At 34.9% G+C, this 21,244-nt stretch carries 13 protein-coding genes and 1 pseudogene; 7 read left to right on the forward strand and 7 right to left on the reverse strand.

All coding sequences use genetic code 11. The annotated features are described in order from the left end of the window. Positions 1 to 13: 13 nt before the first annotated feature. Positions 14 to 328 carry a YbaB/EbfC family nucleoid-associated protein gene (locus ABWU69_RS01700; protein WP_320109942.1) on the forward strand — a complete coding sequence of 105 codons (315 nt, stop codon included), beginning with the start codon at positions 14 to 16 and terminating at the stop codon, positions 326 to 328. Positions 329 to 585: 257 nt separating this feature from the next. Here the strand turns inward: ABWU69_RS01700 and ABWU69_RS01705 are convergent, their stop codons facing one another. Next, a complete protein-coding gene (locus tag ABWU69_RS01705; RefSeq protein ID WP_265034550.1) occupies positions 586 to 750 on the reverse strand; it encodes a hypothetical protein in 165 nt (54 codons plus the stop codon). Between the two features lie 383 nt (positions 751 to 1,133). On the opposite strand from ABWU69_RS01705, the gene ABWU69_RS01710 reads away from it, so the two are divergent. Then, positions 1,134 to 1,814: an acyloxyacyl hydrolase gene (locus ABWU69_RS01710; RefSeq protein ID WP_265034551.1), complete on the forward strand. Its 681-nt coding sequence runs from the start codon at positions 1,134 to 1,136 to the stop codon at positions 1,812 to 1,814. A gap of 137 nt (positions 1,815 to 1,951) precedes the next feature. Here the strand turns inward: ABWU69_RS01710 and ABWU69_RS01715 are convergent, their stop codons facing one another. Together ABWU69_RS01715 and ABWU69_RS01720 are read right to left on the reverse strand one after the other, a co-directional pair. Next, positions 1,952 to 2,365 (reverse strand): transposase, encoded by a 414-nt coding sequence (locus ABWU69_RS01715; RefSeq protein WP_353284975.1) that lies wholly within the window; start codon positions 2,363 to 2,365, stop codon positions 1,952 to 1,954. Next, on the reverse strand, positions 2,307 to 2,900 hold the full coding sequence (locus ABWU69_RS01720; RefSeq protein WP_353284976.1) for a transposase: 594 nt from the start codon (positions 2,898 to 2,900) through the stop codon (positions 2,307 to 2,309). The genes ABWU69_RS01715 and ABWU69_RS01720 overlap by 59 nt, the downstream gene beginning before the upstream one ends. 320 nt (positions 2,901 to 3,220) lie before the next feature. Between ABWU69_RS01720 and ABWU69_RS01725 the strand changes: the two genes are divergently transcribed. The 3 genes from ABWU69_RS01725 (at position 3,221) to dnaN (ending at position 5,886) form a co-directional block, all read left to right on the forward strand. Then, positions 3,221 to 4,114: an RNA polymerase factor sigma-32 gene (locus ABWU69_RS01725; RefSeq protein ID WP_265034553.1), complete on the forward strand. Its 894-nt coding sequence runs from the start codon at positions 3,221 to 3,223 to the stop codon at positions 4,112 to 4,114. Next, positions 4,107 to 4,604 (forward strand): invasion associated locus B family protein, encoded by a 498-nt coding sequence (locus ABWU69_RS01730; RefSeq protein WP_353285309.1) that lies wholly within the window; start codon positions 4,107 to 4,109, stop codon positions 4,602 to 4,604. The genes ABWU69_RS01725 and ABWU69_RS01730 overlap by 8 nt, the downstream gene beginning before the upstream one ends. A gap of 124 nt (positions 4,605 to 4,728) precedes the next feature. Continuing rightward, positions 4,729 to 5,886 (forward strand): DNA polymerase III subunit beta, encoded by a 1,158-nt coding sequence (gene dnaN / locus ABWU69_RS01735; RefSeq protein ID WP_265034555.1) that lies wholly within the window; start codon positions 4,729 to 4,731, stop codon positions 5,884 to 5,886. Positions 5,887 to 5,972: 86 nt separating this feature from the next. Here the strand turns inward: dnaN and truA are convergent. From truA to ABWU69_RS01755, 4 genes and pseudogenes are all read right to left on the reverse strand, one after another. Beyond that, positions 5,973 to 6,578: pseudogene (gene truA / locus ABWU69_RS01740) on the reverse strand (tRNA pseudouridine(38-40) synthase TruA); the annotation flags it as partial. A 104-nt stretch (positions 6,579 to 6,682) separates the two neighbouring features. After that, a complete protein-coding gene (locus ABWU69_RS01745; RefSeq protein ID WP_265034303.1) occupies positions 6,683 to 8,476 on the reverse strand; it encodes a reverse transcriptase/maturase family protein in 1,794 nt (597 codons plus the stop codon). A 1,544-nt stretch (positions 8,477 to 10,020) separates the two neighbouring features. Beyond that, positions 10,021 to 12,180: an AAA family ATPase gene (locus ABWU69_RS01750; protein WP_353285310.1), complete on the reverse strand. Its 2,160-nt coding sequence runs from the start codon at positions 12,178 to 12,180 to the stop codon at positions 10,021 to 10,023. A 795-nt stretch (positions 12,181 to 12,975) separates the two neighbouring features. Continuing rightward, positions 12,976 to 16,524: a DEAD/DEAH box helicase gene (locus ABWU69_RS01755; RefSeq protein ID WP_353285311.1), complete on the reverse strand. Its 3,549-nt coding sequence runs from the start codon at positions 16,522 to 16,524 to the stop codon at positions 12,976 to 12,978. Positions 16,525 to 16,951: 427 nt separating this feature from the next. On the opposite strand from ABWU69_RS01755, the gene ABWU69_RS01760 reads away from it, so the two are divergent. Both ABWU69_RS01760 and ABWU69_RS01765 read left to right on the forward strand, forming a co-directional pair. Continuing rightward, positions 16,952 to 17,110 (forward strand): hypothetical protein, encoded by a 159-nt coding sequence (locus ABWU69_RS01760; RefSeq protein WP_353285312.1) that lies wholly within the window; start codon positions 16,952 to 16,954, stop codon positions 17,108 to 17,110. Next, positions 17,085 to 21,182 (forward strand): lipase family protein, encoded by a 4,098-nt coding sequence (locus ABWU69_RS01765; protein WP_353285313.1) that lies wholly within the window; start codon positions 17,085 to 17,087, stop codon positions 21,180 to 21,182. The genes ABWU69_RS01760 and ABWU69_RS01765 overlap by 26 nt, the downstream gene beginning before the upstream one ends. The last annotated feature ends 62 nt before the right edge of the window (positions 21,183 to 21,244 follow it).

Here is a 21,244-nt window from a genome sequence, read left to right on the forward strand (position 1 = left end):
TCTTAGTCAAATAATGAAACAAGCGCAAGAGATGCAAAAAAAGTTTGCAGAAGCTCAAGAAAAATATATTGGAAAAGAGTTTCAAGGTATTTCTGGTGGCGGCAAAGTTTCTGTATTAGTGGAAGTCATAAAAATAGGTAGCTATAAAGCTAAAAAGGTGAACATAGACTTAGAACTTATGAGAAATGAGGAAAAAGATATAGTAGAGGATTTAGTGACAGCAGCGTTTAATGATGCCGTTAAAAAAGCAGAAGAAGATATGGCAAATGCAACTTCTGATCTTGCAGGTATGATGGGTTTACCACCTGGATTTAAACTTCCTTTTTGAATTTACTACTGAAGTTTCTTTTAGTGTAAGTATTTCTTTTTTAATATTTCTAACGCCAGTACTTCTTCATATAATGCACCTATAGCTAGCACAGCCCTATGTCATACCGCCGCGGTATCTCAGCCGCTAACAAGTAGCGGAATGACGAGGTTATCGTCTGCTGCCACGAACCGTCATACCGCGATTCATTCGCGGTATCTCATCCGCTAACACGTGGCGGAATGACAGCAGTCCTACGTCATACCGTCACGGTATCTCTAGATCCCGCTAACACGTAGCGGGATGACGGTTGTCAGGCTAGTACCTTCCCCTGTCATCCCAGTGCCCTGACTACTTGGATCCAGGAAACTTAACTTTAATGAACGTGTCAAGTAGGCTGCATAATAAGGACTAGATTTCAATGTCAAGCACTGGAATGACATGGTGAGGCGTCATCCTGCTGCTCCTTTCTTGTCATCCCGCGCGGAATAATTAACCGTCATACCGCGATTCATTCGTGGTATCTCAGCCGCTAACACGTAGCGGAATGACAGCAAGTCCTACGTCATACCGTCACGGTATCTCTAGATCCCGCTAACAAGCAGCGGGATGACGAGGTCTTTCGATAGTAAATCTTACCTGTATTAGCTATACCAAAAAATCAAAAGTCGTGTAACTCTATTTATTCATTAATAAAATCTTTGTCTTCTCCTAAAAATTAGTTAAAATGTAGAATATTTTGTGTTATTAAGTTAGCACTTGACTTAACTTTAGTTGTTACTTAGACTGCTAAAGTGGAATTTTAATTTTTTTTACGAGGACAATTATGCATTATAAAAAGTTTTTTTCAGCAGCCGCTTTAGCAACGTTGCTAAGTTTATCAAACTCTGCTTTCTCAGATCCTGTTGGTCCAATAAGTGATGAAGAAACTAGCTACTACGTTCGTTTGCAATACAACGGTGAAATTTTACCTCTTTTCACAAAAGTTGATGGTATTACAAATGTAACAGGCAAAGAAAAGGATAGTCCCTTAAAAGCATCTTTTATAGCTGGCGGTGGTGCGTTTGGTTATAAAATGGACGACATCAGGGTTGACGTTGAAGGACTTTACTCATGGTTGAATAAAGATGCAGATGTAGCAGGTGACACAGTTGCAGATAATTTAACAGCAATTTCAGGACTAGTTAACGTTTATTACGATGTAGCAATTGAAGATATGCCTATCACTCCATACATTGGTGTTGGTGTTGGTGCAGCGTATATTAGCACTCCTTTGAAAACCGCTATAAATGATCAAAACAGTAAATTTGGTTTTGCTGGTCAAGTAAAAGCTGGTGTTAGTTATGACGTAACTCCAGAAATCAAACTCTACGCTGGAGCTCGTTATTTCGGCTCTTACGGTGCTAATTTCGATAAAACTTCTGGTGCGACCGGTAAAGATAAAGGAGGACATACAGTTTTTTACAGCACTGTTGGTGCAGAAGCTGGAGTAGCGTTTAATTTCTAGTCTATCTCAGTCTTGTTATCCCAGTGGATTTTTTCTTGTCATCCAAGTAGCATGACACTGGGATCTAGAAAAAAGAAATGTGGATTCCAGTGGGCTTTGTTGCATAGCACCTTAAGCAGTGATGGTTTACGACAAATTTATGTAATGATTTCAAATTTAGCCATACCAATATCAGTGAATTTGTTGAGCAAATAGCACTTAATTAGTAATTCTTTTTCACGATTTACTTCAGATTTATTCCTAAAGCTAAATCCAAATACTTGCTTCAACCTTGAGAAAAATCCTTCTATGTAAGATCTCTTTCCATAAATTGCTTCCTTTTTCCACTCTTTTACACCATCTTGTCCATATAATTTTATTAACCTAATAGCAGCATTTCTGTCAGACATATAATCTATTTTTGAATGTTCTGCTGCATCCTTTTTTGGTAGAACTTTTGTCTTTATATCGTATTTCTTACACAATTTATAAAGTTTGTGCCTATCGTATGCCCTATCTGCATATAATTTTGTGCTGAAAATTAACTTCTTCAAGCAAATCGCAAGCTCCATAGTGGTCAGAGTAGACGCCATTACTGTATCTTGCAGCTATAGCTTTTTTACTATTCACACTTAACATAACATGTAACTTTCTTACTTGCTCGTAGCTTCGGTACTTTCTATCTGCACTGTTTTCCTTACTGTGGCCAGGAGTGTTACTGTAAATGCTGATACTTGTGCTATCTATGATAATTTCAATATTTTCCATGTTGCTTTTATCAACCCTGCAATCATTTATCTTAATATTAAGTTTTTTAAACCTTCTTGATGCTTGTGAATAGCTGATAACTGCCAATTTTTTTCCTATTTGTTGCAGATATCCTTTTATAAACCCCACCGTTTGTCTTAAACCAATTCTAAAAAGATTGACAATTATATGCACCAAAATTACGACTTTATCACTGTAAATATAGTTGCCGCCCTGCATTTTTGGACTATTTTCATACCAATTTTCGATAGCTTCATCGATGTAACGAAAAATATTTCCCCTTTTTTCAAGGAATTTGTTATATTCGTTTTGGTTACTGACTTTCATTTTCTGTGGCATATTTTTTCTTCAACAGTTAAATGGTTATTTATAATGAATTTTGTCAGTAGCCACCAGATTTTTTCGGTTGCTATGCAACAAAGCCATTCCAGTGTCAAGGCACTGGAATAACACTACTTGCTATGTGTTTAAGCTATAATGTTCACCATTGTACTGGTAGAATATTATCTAAAGTTACATAATGTTGTCCAATTAGCTAACACTGCGGCCTACTGTCTCCAAGAAATTAGATGGAAAATTTGTACTTTTTTCAAATCAAAGCTTGAATTTTTGCTGGAAAATCAATATATTATATGCATGAAGTTTTAATTTAAGTTGTTATGTTGACCCCAATGGCAAGCTTATGTGTTGATAGCAGAACCAATCTCATGCAATATATTGCTAGGGTGCGAAAATTTCCCATGCTGTCTCAAGAGGAAGAAGTACAACTAGCAAAAAATTGGAACCAATACAAGGATATTTCTTCTGCTCATAAATTGATTACCAGCCATTTGAATTTGGTAGTGAAAATTGCAATGAAATTCAAAAATTATGGACTATTGTTGATGGACCTGGTCATGGAAGGGAATATGGGTTTAATGCATGCAGTAAAAAAGTTTAATCCTGATTTAGGGTTTCGTTTTTCAACTTATGCAGTGTGGTGGATTGAAGCTTCAATAAAAGACTTTATATTGAAATCTTGGTCATTTGTGAAGATAGGTACAACGCAAGCACAAAGAAGATTATTTTTTAGTTTACGTAAAATAAAAAAAAGAATTTTACAGTATACAAACAGGGAAACTTTAAGTAATGAAGAAATAAAAGCAATATCTAATGAGCTTTCTGTATCCGAAGGAGACGTTCTGCAGATGAATTACCGTTTGGCTTGTAAGGATCAGTCGCTAAACGATTGCATAAAAATAGGTGATGACTCTAAAAGGGAGTTGCAAGATATGATCCCATGTAACTTGGTCAGTCAAGAAGTAACCTATCAGAATCATGAAGAAAAAGAATTAAAAGAAACAATTTTAAACAATGCACTAGCGAGCCTCAACGAAAGGGCAAGAGACATTTTTATCAGTAGATATTTGTCTGAAAACACTCAAACTCTGGATGAACTTAGTAAAAAGTATTGTGTTTCAAGAGAAAGAATAAGGCAGTTGGCTGAGCAGGCGATGGCTAAGGTAAAACGATATATACAATCTGAAAGTTTGAAATTTGGTTTGCATGCGTAGTTTTTTTATATTTCTAATATTTTTTTCGATAGACGCTTTTGCATCAGTTAGTGATGTGCAACTGAAGGAAAAATATAAAGATTGGCTCGTGTATACTGCATTGGAAGATGGAGAGAAAGTATGTTATATTGTATCCTATCCTAAAAAAAAAAGCGAACATTATACAACCAACCGCAAGCCATATGTAATGGTTAGTTATGTTGATAAAAAAGCAGATGAGGTAAGCGTTACCTCTGGTTTTCAGTATGACAAGGAGCCTGTAGCTCTCAATATCGACAAAAAAATTAAATATACATTGCCCATAATACAGGGAAGTTTTGCGTGGGCAGAGCATACAAAAATAGATCAAGATCTCATTCTAAAAATGAAGCAGGGATTATCAATGGTAGTTAATGGAAAAACAAAAACAGTGACCATTAATGATACTTATTCCCTACTTGGTTTTCAAAAAGCGTATCAAAAAATGCATGATTTATGCCATACAAAGTAAACTTATTGTAACAGAATACCCAGCTATAGTATAAACTAGACTACTCTTTCAATGGAAATATAAATAGCACTTTACTTTATATGGGATGTGGATATCATTTAAAATATATTTTTGAGAGTTAGCAATGTCAGAGGTTGCAGGTGTAGATACAGAAATCAAAAAGCAAAATTCTGTGTGCGAGCAGATGCGTTTTAGCGTGAGCCGCACAAGTCTTTTAAATACATTATCCAGAGTAAGTGGAGTGGTTGAAAGGCGTAATGCAATAGATGTTTTGGCATGTATAAATATCAAAGCACAACACGGCAGCATAAAACTAATGGCAACTGATCTTGACATTTCAATGTTTGCCTCACTTGCTGCAACCGTATTAACAGAAGGAGAAGTAAAAATTTCAGCGCATACTTTACATGACATAGTGAAGAAGTTACCCGCTGATTTGGATGTCAATTTTGAAGTAAACAACCAAGGAAAATTATTGATGTCTTGTGGAAATGCAAACTTTTCTTTACCGAATGTAGTTTCAAGCAGCTTTCCTGCTCTTGAAGAAGACAATTATAAACATGATTTTATTCTACTAAATACGGACCTGATAGACTTATTAACTAAAACAAAATTTGCTGTATCACTAGATGATACAAGGTATAATTTAAATGGAATATATCTGCATACGGATGAGCAGTTTCTGTACTGCGTTGCAACTGATGGCCATCGTTTATCATGTATAAAGAGGCCAAAGCCTGGGAACATCAATGATGAATTTGGTGTGATCATTCCACGTAAAACTGTTATGGAGCTGTTAAAAATATTGGACGATTGTAATGAAGTTAATATAAAACTTTCAGACAGAAAAATCAAGTTTACATGCGGTGAATATATTCTAATATCAAAATTAATAGATGGGACTTTTCCAAATTATAAAGCAGTTATTCCAGCATCTCAAGATAAGCATATGATTATTGAAAGTAAAAAACTTTTAGATGTTATAGATCGAGTTTCCGTTGTTGTATCTGATAAAGTAAAATCCATTAAATTCTCACTACAAGAAAAGCTGCTAACTTTGCATTCAAACTCTCAAGAGTGCAGTGATGCAACTGAATCCATAGAAGCGGACTACAATAAAGCCCCTATAGAAATAGGGTTCAACTCGCGTTATTTGCTTGATGTTCTATCCTGTATAAAAAATAAATGTAAGTTTAGCTTAGCCGATGGTAATAGTGCTACAATTATCACTGATGAAGACGATTCAAGTGTATTATATGTAGTGATGCCAATGAGAACTTAAACACGTCATCCGCTGCTTGTTAGCGGGATCTGGAGATACCGTGGCGGTATGACACTTATTTCACTAAGAATGTTATTTTTTATTAATTAGTAATCTATCTTTACCAAATATAAGCCAAAAGGTGGTGCAGTAACCCCAGCGGCACTTCTTTTGCATTGGCTTAATATATGTAGCATTTCTTGCGGATTGGTTCTATTTTTTCCAAATTCAACTAAAGTACCCACAATAATCCTCACTTGGTTATGTAAAAAGGAAATAGCAGATATTTTGATGTGTATATGGCTCCCGTTTTGTATTATATCGATATCATCAATTGTTCTTATCGGATTCGCAGCTTGACAATCTTTTGAATAGAAACTTGAAAGGTCATGTTTTCCAAGTAGATGTTTAGCAGCTTCACGCATAATATTTACATCAAGTGGGCTAAACACTTGCCATACATAACCCGTCTCCAGAGCGGCAGGAGCATAGCGATTAACTATTCTGTATTCGTAATATCTTTTTTTTGCTGAAAACCGTGCGTGAAACGCATCATCTACAACTTCTACATTGAGCACGACTATAGGAATTGATTTTAAATGATAATTTATTGCGTTTCTTATTCTATAAAGCTCAAATTCCTTTTCCATATCAAAATGAGCAACTTGTCCTAAAGCATGAACCCCTGCATCAGTCCTGCCACCACAGTACAAGGTAGTAGAGTGGGCAGCCAGCGAGTTACTTGTTAAGTACTTTTCCAACAACCCCTCTCCGAACCACGCATGATCGTTTCCGTATCACGTGGCTCTCCAATAATCTAACGTTTTAAGGAGTCACCATCATATTTTCCATATTGGATTTTCTTATGGCATTCATGACAAACAACAAGAGTTTTCCTCTGTCGTTCAATCATTCTCTTTTTCCATTCCGGTAGTTCAGTATTACGTTTACCTAGCAAATCAGCAAGTTTACGTACGTGATGTACTTCAATCTGCTCTTGTGATTTACATAATTCACAAGTTTGTGCCAATAGTCTTTGCTCTATTTCACTACGCTTATTCCATATTGGTATAAGGTTATCACTTATGCTTACCCATTTATTCCATTTTAGCGACACAGCACCAAAGTGTGTAATTAATGGTATCTTTGATGGTAAACGATCTACTCTGATTTGGATGACTTTTCGTTTTTCACCTTCATCGTTTTCAATCGTCGCACCAAATTTTCTATAAATTTTCCTGCAAGTTGTTTTGTATTTAGATGCTAAAGTCTTTACTAATGATACTTCCATCACATATTTCAGATAACTTAGTGTGTGAAGGTTGTAGGCCATTTTATAGTATTGTACAATTCCTCGATATTCAGTTTGATACTGAGCAACAATACTGTAAGCTGTATCAATTGTACGTTGAGGTAAATGTATCGGTTTACCACAACGCATATATTCAGAACACTTTTTCTGCTTTATATGATGTGGTACACGTAACCCAATACTACCGTTAATACATCGTTGTGTCCGATGATCATGTTTGTCATCTGCATGCAAAACATGTATTTCATAACCCAAAAAATTGGCTTTGCTATCACACGCATGTGTAATAAACGTTTTATCTTCATTAAGCATAAGTTTGAGCTCCTCATTGAGAAACCCAGCAATCTCATTCTTAATTTGTTCAGCTTCATTCTTTGGTCCTGCAAACCCTACCAGAAAATCATCAGCATACCTAACATACCAAAGACGTCGATAATTTAGATCGCAAGAATCCTTAGATGGCATACCCTGCACTAATTGACGCAGTTGTTTTGCTTGATCCCAGTTCCCTTGTTTTCTCATCATCGATACTTGCATGGTTAACCTTAAATATTTTGGATTTGTCCTTCTTCGCTTACCTCGGTTATTTGCTGGTATTAGTATATGCTCCACATGTTTATCTAACCGATCGAGTAATATGTTACTCAGAATTGGACCAATAATAGAACCTTGTGGTACCCCACTATGACTCTTATTGTACTTCCAATTTTCCATATATCCTGCTTTTAGCAGTCGATTGATTAGCTGAATAAAACGGTTATCTTGGAAGCTTTCACTCAGTATTTTCAACAACATAGTATGATCAATTGAGTCATAACATGCACTGAGATCTCCCTCTATAAACCATTTTGTACCTCTGCCTTTTTGCATTACTGCTCTTAATGCAGTGTGGCATCCACGCTTTGGTCGAAATCCATGTGAACATTCACTAAATTTAGGCTCATAGTAGGCTTCCAATATTAATCGGATTACTTCTTGAAGTAACTTATTTGACCATGTTGGCAACCCTAACGGCCTGCGTTTACCACTCTTCTTTAAAATATAGATACGTTTTACTGGTGTCCACCGATATCGCTCATAGCGTAAATCCTCTATGATTTTATCGATTTTCTCCAAAGACATACCATCAACTGTTTCAGTTGTCACACCTTCTGTCATAGCACCTTTATTACGACAAAGTTTGCCATACGCTCGAAGGTAAAGATCACTCTGATAAAGTAGGCGATATACGTTTTTAACCGGCAAATTTCTTTGTCCACGTTCACGTATAATGTTAAGTATTGTTTCAGCTTTCCGCATCTTGCGTACCTCCCAATTTCAACATTCAATTATCTGTCACCCTTTGCCCTGTATGTGGCTTTCCCACACTCCCCGGTGATTCGTTACTTTCACGACTACTACGATGACTCCGTAACCATAGAACTCGCGTTCCTTAGGTCATCCCATGTTCCGTCACTAAGAACTGTTCTAGATCAACTTAGGTTTTCCATTCATCCTCTTAAATAAGTTCACTACTTATCGTTCTACAGCCAGAATGTCACACAAACGAAAGTTTAATCTGTGCTTACCGTAGACATGGGGTTTTAAATGCGATACCCATGGATGTGAAGTCCCACCCCTGAAGATTAGAATTCAAGCAGTTTAGCTTTAACCATATTGATCAGGTGTTGCAAGCCGTTATCTTATACATCTTCAGATAACTCTCGCTTTACATACATGCTCTTGTCCTCCTTCCCTTTCGGGTTAAAGTTAGTTGTTCACCTCGAGGCCATTTATTCTGAACCCCGCTTAGCTCCGCTAAGTATTTCTTAATGCGTACCACGGCGCACATTTTCTTTGCAAAGTGTAAAAAATGTGTTAAACTTACCAGTAAGTTTACTCTGCAATAGTTAGATTACTAAAGATGCCTTTTATTCGAGTTTTTAAGGGGTCTACATGCGTTAATTTAAAAAAGACGAACACACTATATCTAAATTACAAATAGTGTTGTAAGGACCTCCTAAAGCGTTTTAAAGGGTAGGGACACCCTCCTTGTGGTAAAAACCAACTGCATCAAAAACTTAGGTAAAAATGTTGTTTCAAAAAGTCTATTGATGTTCAAGTTTTCTAAATTCTCTCCATACTAAATTTTGTTCTTTAGGTTTGAATAATTTTCTTTTCAACAAGTAAAAATTGTGTTAAACTTACGTGTAAGTTTATTTGCACCAATGGAATCATTAAGAATGCCTCATAATCGAGTTTTAAGCTACCCTACATGAGCAACTTAGACCTTGGTGGTTAATTGTACCCTGAAGTCGTAGAATCGTTTTAAAACCGCGCTAATTGTATCTTTCATAAAATGTAAATATCTTAATAATGTTTTGTGGCAGCCTTTCTGAACTTCTTTACTTTTTGCTATTTTAGTTATTGTACTTTATTTGTATTTTACTATTATTTTATATTATCTATTATTATTTATTACTATTATATATATAATATATAAGGGTTTTAGGAAGCTAGAATCCGCCTCACTGGCTGACTTTAGACATGTAGTTTCTAGGAACGCTTTTAGGAACGTAGGTAAAAAAGCTAGCTCTCACGCAGAATTTAGATTCCTGATTTCTAATTACTGATTTAGGAACCTAGGAATTAGGAATGTAATACAATCATTGGTGGTGCTATTTCTTATATATTCTACCTATCTTTAGTTGAAAATTATATCGTAATCTTCTTAGTTGAGTGGATGTGAATTGATAGTAGCTATAGATTGAAAGGGCAATAGAGAAAACTGGATAAACTCTAAAATATTTTTACCCATAAAAAAGACTTATCCTAACATTAAATTTTGCCTATAGCTAAAATCTTCAGCTCCAGGAGTCTATACCACAAGCAAATGGTCCAGTTGGAATGTCAAGCCACTTATCCTCTTTTGAACCTGTAGACATCACTTTAACTAACTGCTTTACCTGTAAAAGTTCCTGAACTATACGCTCTAGTCGATCTCTTCCCATGCTGTGAAAAACTTCAGGTAGTCTATGCCGTTGCTTATATACTCCTGTGCTTCCTGTGTGAGTAAATGGATGTCCTGCAACAGCAGATCGTGTAATTGCATCAGTAAGACATATTTTAAGGTCTTTTTCACTAGCATTTTTAACTGTTAGTTGTATTGTTATATCTTCTAGTAGCCCTGTTTCCTGATTTCTTAGGTAAGTTCTTACAGTGCGATCAGCTAAACCATTGGCCTTCACAACTGCCCCATGAAACAAAGCATTCTGTCTTGGTGTTTCTCCTACTGCCTTAAAGATTTCTAGCCTAGCTGTATTTTCTATTGGCCAAAAAGCGTATGAGCATCTAACACCATTAACAAGAGCAGAGGTACCTCTAATTGCATCGCGTGCTTGTTCAGCAGTTAATATCGGTTTTTCTCCTTTTGGCTTTCTCATGTGATGAGCAGTAATTATCGAAGCTCCAGTACTACATGCTAAATCAGATAATAAGCACATTAGATAATCCCCTACAGCTGGATCAGCATTTATATCTGCATGGATAAATGAAGCAAGTGGATCAAATACTATCAATTTCAGATCTTTTATTTCCTCGAGCTGTTTCATTACGGATTCGAATTCAGGAGAAACTTCGACGATTTTACCACGAACATTTCTGAGTATTGTAAGTGATCCTCTGACGTTTGGCAGTGGTACAATAAATAATTTATCTTTATGTTTCAACCTTTCACACTTAGGGTCGAGTCGTTCTAAGCGGCGGTGTATCTCACTTGCATCATCTTCTGCTGAAAAAATCACTACTGATCCATGTTCAGTAACAAGTGAACCAAAGCCACACATCTGATCCTTATCACTTGCAACCTTAAGCGCTAGGTCAAGAAGAAGCATACCTTTGCCTGTATCTCCCATTGCTGCTATTATTGAAGTAACACCTAAAGGAAATAGACCTTCAACAAGAAACTTTTGCTCTGGTACCGGACCTACAAAGCGCTCTGCACTCCAATCTAAAATGTTAAGTGGCTGTTTTGTGGATCTTTCTAAACTTTTCATATTTGAAGTATCAGTAGCTGGAGTATCAATAGTAAGTAACGGAGTTGAAGCTAAAAACTCTTTGACATCTATACCTTCCTCTACACAATCAGCAGCATCCCATTTCTCAGGTTTACCTTGCGGAATCTCAAGAACAGCAAGTGATGCAACTCCGATCTCTAAAAGCTTTTTTTCAGCTTTTTTTGCGTATTTATTACCTGCTTCATCATTATCTGGCCAAATAATAATATTTTTACCTTTAAGGGGTGACCAGTCTGTTTTGTCAATTGGTGCGTTTGCTCCTGACATTGTTGTTGTAGCTGTGATACCTTGTTCTATCAAGCTTTCAGCACATTTTTCTCCTTCAACCAGAATAACTTTATCAGATTTTAAGATTTCTGGAATGTTGTAGAGTGGCCTTATTTCTGGTGCAGCAAACTTAGATCGTTTTACATCAAAAGGCTTGTATACTTTTTTCTTTCCAGGAGGATCAGAACGATAAACTTTTACAATGATCTGGCCATTTTCATCATAATAATTCCAACTGTGGGTAATAAATTTCTCGAAGTCTTCATCAGCCTTTGCGCATTTTTTGCCATATCCAAGCCATTCACTTATAGAGGCCATCACTTCACAAAAGTCTCTCTTTGTATCTTTTCCCTGTGCACCTGCCCAAATATCAAGAACATCACCTTTCTGCCCAGTTGCAAAATCCTGCCAGAGTCCTGCTTTTCCACCAGTTAATGCTACTCTGAGGCTTTGTCCTTTGTTACCATGCACATCACCTATTCGAAATTCATCACCATGGAAGGTACCATTGGGGAAAAGGTAAGAAAGACATGATCTTATGTTTAATAATAGTTGTCTTTTTATCTCTTCTACATCAAATTGCTCTAATGGTTCTAAATGTGAGACAGTATTGTTAAAATCATAATATTCATCATTTAAAGTATTTTTTTGTTTGACATCAGTTAAAAAATCTTGTATCATAAATTGAAACTCCTTTTAAGGTTAAGCGTTTGAAAGGTTTTTGAGTAAGGCTGTTTTGATTGGGGTCTTACTCTCTTCTTATGAAGTAAAAACTGCAATAGGAGGTTCTCTTGGCAAGGCTATATTAAGAAATAAAGGAAGTCAGTTTAGGTTTATAGTGAGAAGTGAAATTTAAGGTTTTAGTATCTTCTTTCTTTTAAGAAAAAATGCTCTACTATAACTCTACTACATTTTACTCACTATGTCAACCTCTTAGTTTTTATTTTGTTGATATATTGCATACTACTAATATGTAAGGAATTTTGGCTAAACCTTCCCATATACGCAGGCATAGTTTAATTTAAGGTGGAATTATAAGCGAATAGAAAATCCTCTACTATATATATACCGGGTTTCTTATGACTTTTTCTGAAAAAATTAAAAACTTTTTTCTTTGGAGGAGTTTGGCCTGATATGCTACCTATTAATGATAATCTTTTACTTTCTTCAAGCCATCTGTAAAAATGAAAAGTTTCTGAAAACGGCAATTACTTTTTGGTTCATGAATAGAATTATTAAAGATGCCTTTTATTCAAATTTTAAAGGGCATTACAGGTGCTAAAGGGGTACAGTGGAGTGGTAACAATCGCTTTAAAACGTAATTACAGGCTTTTTGCCTACCAATGAGACATAAAACACAAAATTTTGTCTCCATTATACATGATGAAATTGGAGACGTAAATTTTGATCTTTGTCTCTATTTTGAACTATTGAGCGGTAGTTATCTGGTTCTTTACATTAAATAACTCAGCTATATTATAGTGCATTTTTTATATTAACTAAATCTCTTAATTGATCGTTGTTAAATTCTGTAATCCAACTCTCGCCACTACTTATAGTTAGGTTTGCTAATTCCTTCTTGCTTTGAATCATCTCATCAATACGCTCTTCAAATGTACCTGTTGAAAGCAGTCTGTATACCATAACATTACGCTCTTGTCCAATACGATAAGCTCGATCTGTTGCTTGTGCTTCCACTGCCGGATTCCACCATAAGTCATAATGTATTACATGATTTGCCGCTGTTAAATTAAGCCCTGTTCCACCAGCTTTTAAAGATACTATAAGAATATTTGATTGGAATGAATTTTGAAAATCATTAACCATTGTATCACGTGCTTTACGAGAAAGTCCTCCATGTAAAAATGGCACTTTTGATTCAAACCTTTCTTCAAGCAGTCTAGCTATAATTTTACCCATTTCAGTGTATTGGGTGAATATTAATGATTTTTCTGCAAGTTCTATCAGTATCTCTTCTAGCATCTGCATCTTTCCTGACTGTTCAACATTTGCACGCTTTTTCTTGCCAAACTGCGATGGATGGTTACAAATTTGTTTTAAAGCATTGATAAGTTTAAGAATTAGCCCCTTACGTTCAATTCCTTCACTTCTTTCTATCTTTTCCATAGTTGTGTTAACGACTTCTTGATAAAGCGCCGTTTGCTCTGGAGTCAGAGAACAATAACGGTTATTTTCGATTTTATCTGGTAGGTCCTGAATAATGCTTTTATCATTTTTTACCCTACGTAGCATAAAAGGGTTGGTAATTTTCATGAACCTTTCTAGACAGACTTTATCTCTCGCTTTTTCAATCGGTGTTGCAAAACGAGTTTTAAAGTGCTTAGGGGTACCAAGGTAATATTTATTAGTAAAATCAAAAATACTCCAATACTCTAGTAGTCTATTTTCAACAGGTGTACCACTCATAGCTATTTTATTTTTTGCTGTAATAGCTTTTATAGCTTTGGTCTGTTCACTGTTGGGATTCTTTATATTTTGGGCTTCATCAATCACGAGCAAAAACCATCCGACTCTGTTAAGCTCTTTTTTATCACGGCGTGCAAGACCATAGGATGTGAGAGCTACATCACAATCACTTGCCAATTCTCGATTTTGTCCGTGATAGACGAAAAGCTTTAACTCTGGTGCAAAACGTTCCATCTCTCGTTGCCAATTACTTAAGATGCTTGTTGGAGCTACTATTAAGACTCTACCTTGATCTAAAAACCCTGCATTTTTACAGTATAGAATAGCTGCAATAACTTGTATAGTCTTACCAAGACCCATATCATCAGCAATTATGCTACCAAATCCTGTTTCTATGTTTTGTATAAGCCAACTAAATCCACGTTCTTGATATGGGCGTAGCTGCGCAGTTAGATTACTTGGTACATCAACAGGTGTGTAAGTGTTAAACATATCAAATAGGTTTTTAATCTGCTGGTCAAGTGCCACTTTAGCTTCATCTAACTCACCTGCTAAAGCGGCTTGCATAAGTTCTGCTTGACTTAAGTGCTCAGGTAACTTATCAAACTTTTTCAGTAGAGCTTCTACCTCCTTATCATCCAAAAGCACGTATTGGTCTACAATCTTTATAAGTCCATGAGAATCTTTCAGTAGCTTTTTAAATTCTGTAATGCTTATTTCTTTATCACCTATCGCTATTTTCCAATCGAACTTCAATAATTTTTCAAGCGTTAAGAAACTTTTGCGATCTTCTTTGATTTTGCCTTTAGCAGACAAATTGAGACTCAATTGTGGCTTCAGGATTTTTTCCAGGGATTTTGGTAAGATGACTATGACACCAATTGCCCTCATCACCGGCAAGATGTTTAAAAACAATGGTGCAAAATCATCTAAGCTAAACAGTAATGCACTATTGTCATCAATTGATCTTTCTAGTTCAGGTATGTACTCAGACAACAGCCCAATATCAGATAAAATGCTGAGTTTTGTGCTGCGATTAGACAACGCTTTTTTCAGCTTTATTATCGATTTTTCATCATCTAAAGATACCTGTATATCAAGCTCGAATCTTTCATAATAATCTTTTATCATTAAGTAAAGTTTGTATGGCTTATCTATTAAACAAAGACGTGATAACCAGAGGTTAATTGCTTGAGGTATTTCTTTGTTGCTAAATTCAGTAAATTTGTATGGTCTTCCAGTAAAAAATAATGCAAAGATGTGCTTGTCTCTATATTTGTCCAGTGATGAAGGAAAGGTGTTTTTGTCTCCGTACTTATCCAGTGATGAAGGAAAATTATTTGCCATGTATCCCAAAAGGATAACAGAAACAGCAACATTTACCTGTTCTTCAGGCTCTATAGAAGTTTTCTGATATTGAATCAATAGAGGTGGACACATAGATGATATTTTTCTATGAATTTCTTTAACTAATTCATTAAACAATGCAGGAATCCACCTAATTATAAATTCTCCTCTTTTATTTTGTAGTATTTGTGGCACTAGTGCTGATTTTTCCATGAGCATACGTGCAAACTGCGAAATCATATGCATGAAGCGAAGTTCAGGGTTAAGCTTGTGGAGTAACGAACTAGGAATATCATTTAAAAATTGTGCTATATTTCTCGAAACACTTTCACTGAGCATAAATAAATTAGCTGTACCATTGCTTACTTGAGTAAGTTGATGTTGGTCATTGATAAATAATTGAAATGTCTGCCAATGTTCAATATTTCCCCATTTTCTAGTAAATAACTCTTCTTCCGATAGCTTTTTCTTGGAAGAGTAGAAGAAATAATCTAATTTTCCCGTAGGATATTTTTGCCAATGCCTGTAAGCTGTTTGTAGGATATTATGAAAGTTTTTTTCAAAGAAAAGTGGGTTGTCTGTTAAAATATTTTCGATACAGTTGGCAAGATTAGGGATAACTGATAGATCAATATCATTTAGGTTTGCCTGGTTATGTACTCTAGTTTTAGAGCGTGAGTTAAATATATCATCAATCTTTAGGATGTTTTGAGCATTTTCTAATTTTCCACCTCCAAAATCATCAATGAGCGATAGTAAATTGCAATTATGAATACTGAAAACTATGAAGGGATTTTTATCGATTTCTGCAGCAATAAGATAAATTACAGCAGCAATATGTTTACAAGGCATAGCCCAATCAGGACAACTACAACTTGCATTCATCTCCTGCCAATTTGAAGGAAATAATTTAATCTCAAGATCATTAAGCTTATCAAACAAGCTGGCTGATAATTGTCTATTTATCAATTTAGCTAATATAGCTGGTGAAGTTTCAATAATCTGACGAATGATCTGTTGTTCTGATGAACTTAATTCATTAAGTATAATTTCGACTTTATATGGGTGAGCACGAATTTTATATGCTGAGCTATGAACTTTAGCTGTAACTATGTGACCATTAATTTTAATACCAAAAGCTCGACCAGTATTAGCACAAGTTCTGCCACGTGGAAGACGGTTATCATAATCTATTCCGTCAAAAGACTGGAGCCACTTCTTACCCCACCATGTTCTTCCATAAACAGTCATTTTGTAAAATCGTATATTTCAATATAAATAAATTGAATATTAATCTTATAGATAATTTTTCTAAATATATCAAACCCACCTTAGAGAAAACAAACTATAGTGTTTCTTCAGAGCAAGCTACCAATTTTAGAACGGTTTAACATCAATTACTACTATAAAACGCCAACAGAAATAAGTTAAAATAAGCATTTGTTTGTTGCTATAGATCAAATTTACTTATGTTGAGCTGCATAAAAGTGCAACCAAGACTATACAAAAAGACTTAAAACTCTCAAAACCTTATGAATTTATATGTAACCAGTGCTCCTAATTTATTTACAATTCATCACTCTCTGGGACCATACACATAAACTGGGGTTAAAAGGTTTGCTTGGCAAAATCGTTTTTTAATGCTATAGTTAATTAGTTATTAATAGAGGTTTAAGATATGACTGATTCCCTGGATTCAAGTTGGGTTGATGTAAGCGAAGAAACAATTGGAACTAAAGATCGTCACCATTCTGGAGGTTCAGGTGTTGAAGTCGAAGATTCATTTGTTGTAGTTCCTGAAAGTTTAACTTTTGCTAAAAATAGATATCCTAAATAATGCCATAGAGTATAATAATTATGAAGAATTAGATACGATTGTACGAAGCATTGAAGATTATGATGGTCAACCTGTTAAATTAGATAATGAAAATCTCAAAGATTTTTGTTTAAACCAACTTAATTTGGATTTACGAAGCAGAAGTGATCATCCACATATATACTCAAATGTACTATCACAGTATAAATTTAATCAAGAGGAGTTCAAGTATGATTATTCAGTAAAAGAATTGGTACTATTGGCAATTGCAGCTAATGACAAGCTAGTAGAGCAACATCAGGTTTTTCTTTTTGCTGAAGAAAACTTAAGCCTTTTGCCTCTACTTGTTGGTAATGAACAATATGTTAAAGCTTTTATAGAGAAATTTTGTGATATGGAAAACCCCTATGAGCTTTATAAAAACTTAAAAAACCAAACAATCCAACTTGAAGGTGGTCAAATAGGATTTTTCTCAGTTATAGCACTAAGACAAGAGCAGAATTTACTAAGCTCAGTTCTTATTGAGTACGTCTTAAAAGATCTTGAACAAGTGTTGCAAACAAGTAGCTTTGACCCTTTATATGGCGTGCTTGAAACAGCATCTCTCGCTAAAAATAAAGACTTTATGAAGATAGTACTGGATTCACTTGAAAGATGTATTGATGATCAGACTAAAAAAGATCTATTAAAAAAGTGTATTGTTACTTTTTTAGAAACTGCAATAAGTCAGGAGCATGATTTAATTGTTGAGTACTTGTGCAGAGAACGTATTAAAAAGAAAGGTCCAATAATTCAAGAAGTCTATAAAGAAGCATTTGCAGATGAGAAAATTATTGAACAAATTAAAAACCAGGTTCTAAAAAATATTGATAGTGCAGATAATGAACGTAAGAAAAAAAAACAAGAAATTTATGACCTGGTTTTGCAAGCCGCTTCATATACTGGCAGTACAGGTTTTATAATAAAAGTACTAGATTTAATTAAAAATGATCCCAAATTTTCAAACGATATAGATAAGCAGACCTTCTTGCAAAAGAGTCTAGTTACTATTTTAGATAATGTTATACGTGAAAAACATTCCTCAATTATTCAAAATGTGTACACAAATTTTATATTGAAACTCGCTGAAAATTCAGGAGAGGAGTTTTTAACCATCCAACAAAGATATCAAAACGCTTGTCATACTTCTATAAGCGTAGATAATAATATCGCCGGTCAGTTTAATGAGGAACCTAATGGAGATGATTCAAATCTAGAACAAGATGAATTTCAAATAACTGATATTCAAGAAGAGCAAAGGCCAGGTATTTTAGGACCAAATAAAACCGAAATTGCAGGATTTAGCCAAGAAAAGTTATTAGAAATCATCAATTTTGTTAAGGTAGGCTATTATGTTAGTGATTATAATCTTAATAATAAAAAGTTTTCTGAGTTAGAGAAAAGATCTTATAAAGTTCCAGCTAAACTTAAGGAAGAAGGTTATGAAATAATTCAATTCTATAATGTGCGTGATAATGGACAATCATATCGACATGCTGGTTATGTTTTTATGAAAGATAAGGAAATAACTATAGCTTACCGCGGTAGTCGCAATGTGTTTGACTACATGAAAGATTTTGAAATAATTTTGACTAGTTCAGATGGGCTTTTACCTGAAGGTGGAAAAATCCACTCAGGTTTTTACTCTTTATTTAAAGATTCTTGGGACAGTGTTTATGAGATACTAAGAGGGTATGCTAATGATCAACAGTTAGAAATTAAAGATTTTAAAATTAACCTTACAGGTCATAGTATGGGAGGTGCCATTGCCAACATAGCTGCTCTATGTTTAAGTGTAAGAGAGGGTGCAGAAGATTTGCATGTTGCAACTTTTGCTTCTCCAAGGGTTTTCGACCCTTCTGCTGCTAAGGTTTATGAAGAGCGCCTTGGAAAGAAAACTATTAGAGTAGTTAATCAATCAGATCCCATACCTTCATTACTACTTGGTTCTATGGGTTATAAACACGTGGGTGAACAATTAAGAGTAAAGAGTGATTCTTATACCCATTCATTGGACGCGTATCGCAATCTTACTGTAAATATTGAACCTGACAAATTTAAGTCTGATAATAGTGTATCTATATACTATCCTTTTTCTTGCCTTATTGCAGGACTTTATAACACATTAACAACTATACCAAGTTACCTCATTCAAAATACCCATTCAAATGATGAACAACATTTTAAACAAGTAAAGAACAAACATAAAGATGCTTCATTTTCTGAAATGATGAAATATTCTGGATCTAGTAATGAACAGGAAGTAGTAATTTATGAGGATTCTGAACCTGGTGAAGACTGGTCTATAATCTTTCACACACCTAGGAATGCTATTGGCGAAAAAAATCTCTTGACGATACCTCCTACATTCAATCCAAATATAGAGCATAGGATTACAAGGTCACTTATTGCTTTTTTTGTTAACAATAATTATTATCTCAGTGGAGACACTATTAGTCTGAGGATTGTTAAATTTACTGACCAATCAATTAGTAAAGATTTTTTTAATTTATCGAAAATCTTAGTTGATAACTATCCAAGAAGCTTGGCACTTATGAAGAAAGAGAAAAAGAGTAATAAACTTAATGGAGGTTCTTCTTCTACCGCAGCTATCTCAACGTTAACAATAGCTGAAGTTTCTTCAACGAATTCATCTTTAGGTGATCATAGCAATAATAATGTACAAATTGCAGTGCAGAGTGATGAGAATCAGCAAATGAATGCTGAAAAAGCTGGTAGCAGTAACACTCCAGGAATTCCTGAACAAATACTTGTACCAAGTAATGAAAAAGAGCTTGCAGCAAGTACAGGTTACGGTATGGGAGATGTCATTACCAAAACAGGAAATGCAAGAAATTTGCGTGTTGCAACTTTGGGTACTCAACAGGTTGTTCCTCGTGGAGGGACTGTTAGTACTATTGAGGCATTAAAGAATTTGCCTAACAACAGAACAATCAAAATTTTTCTCCTTAATGATCAGAGTGTTGCTCAAATTTTTAAAAAGTCTGATCGAGAGGTCGAATTTTCTTTCTCTAATGGTAATACCTATGAACTTAATTTGCATTTGATTAATGAAGAAAGTCTAAAAGTGCTATTTAATAAAGAAAATTCAGTTTTAGCTAATGCTATTAATGATTTTTCTACTGTTAAAATGCCAATTTTAGAACAAAAAAGTGGTAAGAATGAACAAGCTCCTATTCAATTAGCTGGACATGTAATACGAGAGGATTCCATACAAGTAGTACAGCCGAAAAGTTTAGTAAATATTAGGGATAATAATGTTCAACTTGTAAACGAAAGTGATCAACCAATTCAGAATGATAATGTAGTAGCTTCTGTTAGTAGCGATGATAATCATAGTGATTCAAGTAAAATTCAGTTAGATGAATCACGAACTGGTAGCGATCAAGTATCCAATCAATCTACCGGACATATAACAAAAATGGATAATGAGCAAGCTCCTCTCAGTGAGGGTAATTCTAAGCTTGAAAGTGATCAACAAGATCCACAACCAGAAGTTTTACCTATAGTGCTCAATGGCAATCCTAATAATATAGCTGTTACAAATGAAAATGTTAAAATGCCAACTCCAGAACAAAAAAGTGATACTAAAACCAACGACAAGCAGTCTGCTAATCCGAATAATGTAGGTGTTACTGCACCATCTGTTCAACCAGCTCCACCTAAAAGTGTAGATAAGAATAGTGGTAAAAAAGATACACAATCAAAATCAACAGGGGTACATTTAGTAGCTAGTAAAAACCCTAAACGAGTAAATAATGCTCAAGGTAACAGCAAACAACCTAGTTACAACCCTGCTCCACAAAATGCAAGAAGTAAGTTGCCTGTGATAGCTGCTTCTATGTTAGCAATAACCGGAGTTGCTACAGGGATAGCTATTGCAGTTTACTTGGAAATGCTAATGGTAGGAATAGCAGTTGGAGCTTGTTGTCTAGTTGCTGCTGCGATCATATACTATTGTAATAAACCTTTAAATTCACTTGAAGAAAGTAGTGTTAATAAATTTACAGATCGCGAAGAGCTTACTGTGTAAGGGCTTATTACACAACGGTAAATTAAGGAATAAATATTATAGTTTACCATTTAATAATTTAT

It is taken from the genome of Wolbachia endosymbiont (group A) of Beris morrisii (genome assembly GCF_964028185.1).
Classification (GTDB): domain Bacteria; phylum Pseudomonadota; class Alphaproteobacteria; order Rickettsiales; family Anaplasmataceae; genus Wolbachia.

What these genes read in the sequence shown, in the direction of transcription:
- ABWU69_RS01710 (WP_265034551.1), top strand. Translation starts at nt 1,134, where the DNA reads ATGCATTATAAAAAGTTTTTTTCAGCAGCCGCTTTAGCAACGTTGCTA.
- ABWU69_RS01725 (WP_265034553.1), top strand. Translation starts at nt 3,221, where the DNA reads ATGTTGACCCCAATGGCAAGCTTATGTGTTGATAGCAGAACCAATCTC.
- ABWU69_RS01745 (WP_265034303.1), bottom strand. Translation starts at nt 8,476, where the DNA reads ATGCGGAAAGCTGAAACAATACTTAACATTATACGTGAACGTGGACAA.
- ABWU69_RS01730 (WP_353285309.1), top strand. Translation starts at nt 4,107, where the DNA reads ATGCGTAGTTTTTTTATATTTCTAATATTTTTTTCGATAGACGCTTTT.
- ABWU69_RS01750 (WP_353285310.1), bottom strand. Translation starts at nt 12,180, where the DNA reads ATGATACAAGATTTTTTAACTGATGTCAAACAAAAAAATACTTTAAAT.
- ABWU69_RS01755 (WP_353285311.1), bottom strand. Translation starts at nt 16,524, where the DNA reads ATGACTGTTTATGGAAGAACATGGTGGGGTAAGAAGTGGCTCCAGTCT.
- ABWU69_RS01705 (WP_265034550.1), bottom strand. Translation starts at nt 750, where the DNA reads ATGTCATTCCAGTGCTTGACATTGAAATCTAGTCCTTATTATGCAGCC.
- ABWU69_RS01700 (WP_320109942.1), top strand. Translation starts at nt 14, where the DNA reads ATGAAACAAGCGCAAGAGATGCAAAAAAAGTTTGCAGAAGCTCAAGAA.
- ABWU69_RS01760 (WP_353285312.1), top strand. Translation starts at nt 16,952, where the DNA reads ATGACTGATTCCCTGGATTCAAGTTGGGTTGATGTAAGCGAAGAAACA.
- ABWU69_RS01715 (WP_353284975.1), bottom strand. Translation starts at nt 2,365, where the DNA reads ATGGAGCTTGCGATTTGCTTGAAGAAGTTAATTTTCAGCACAAAATTA.
- ABWU69_RS01720 (WP_353284976.1), bottom strand. Translation starts at nt 2,900, where the DNA reads ATGCCACAGAAAATGAAAGTCAGTAACCAAAACGAATATAACAAATTC.
- dnaN (WP_265034555.1), top strand. Translation starts at nt 4,729, where the DNA reads ATGTCAGAGGTTGCAGGTGTAGATACAGAAATCAAAAAGCAAAATTCT.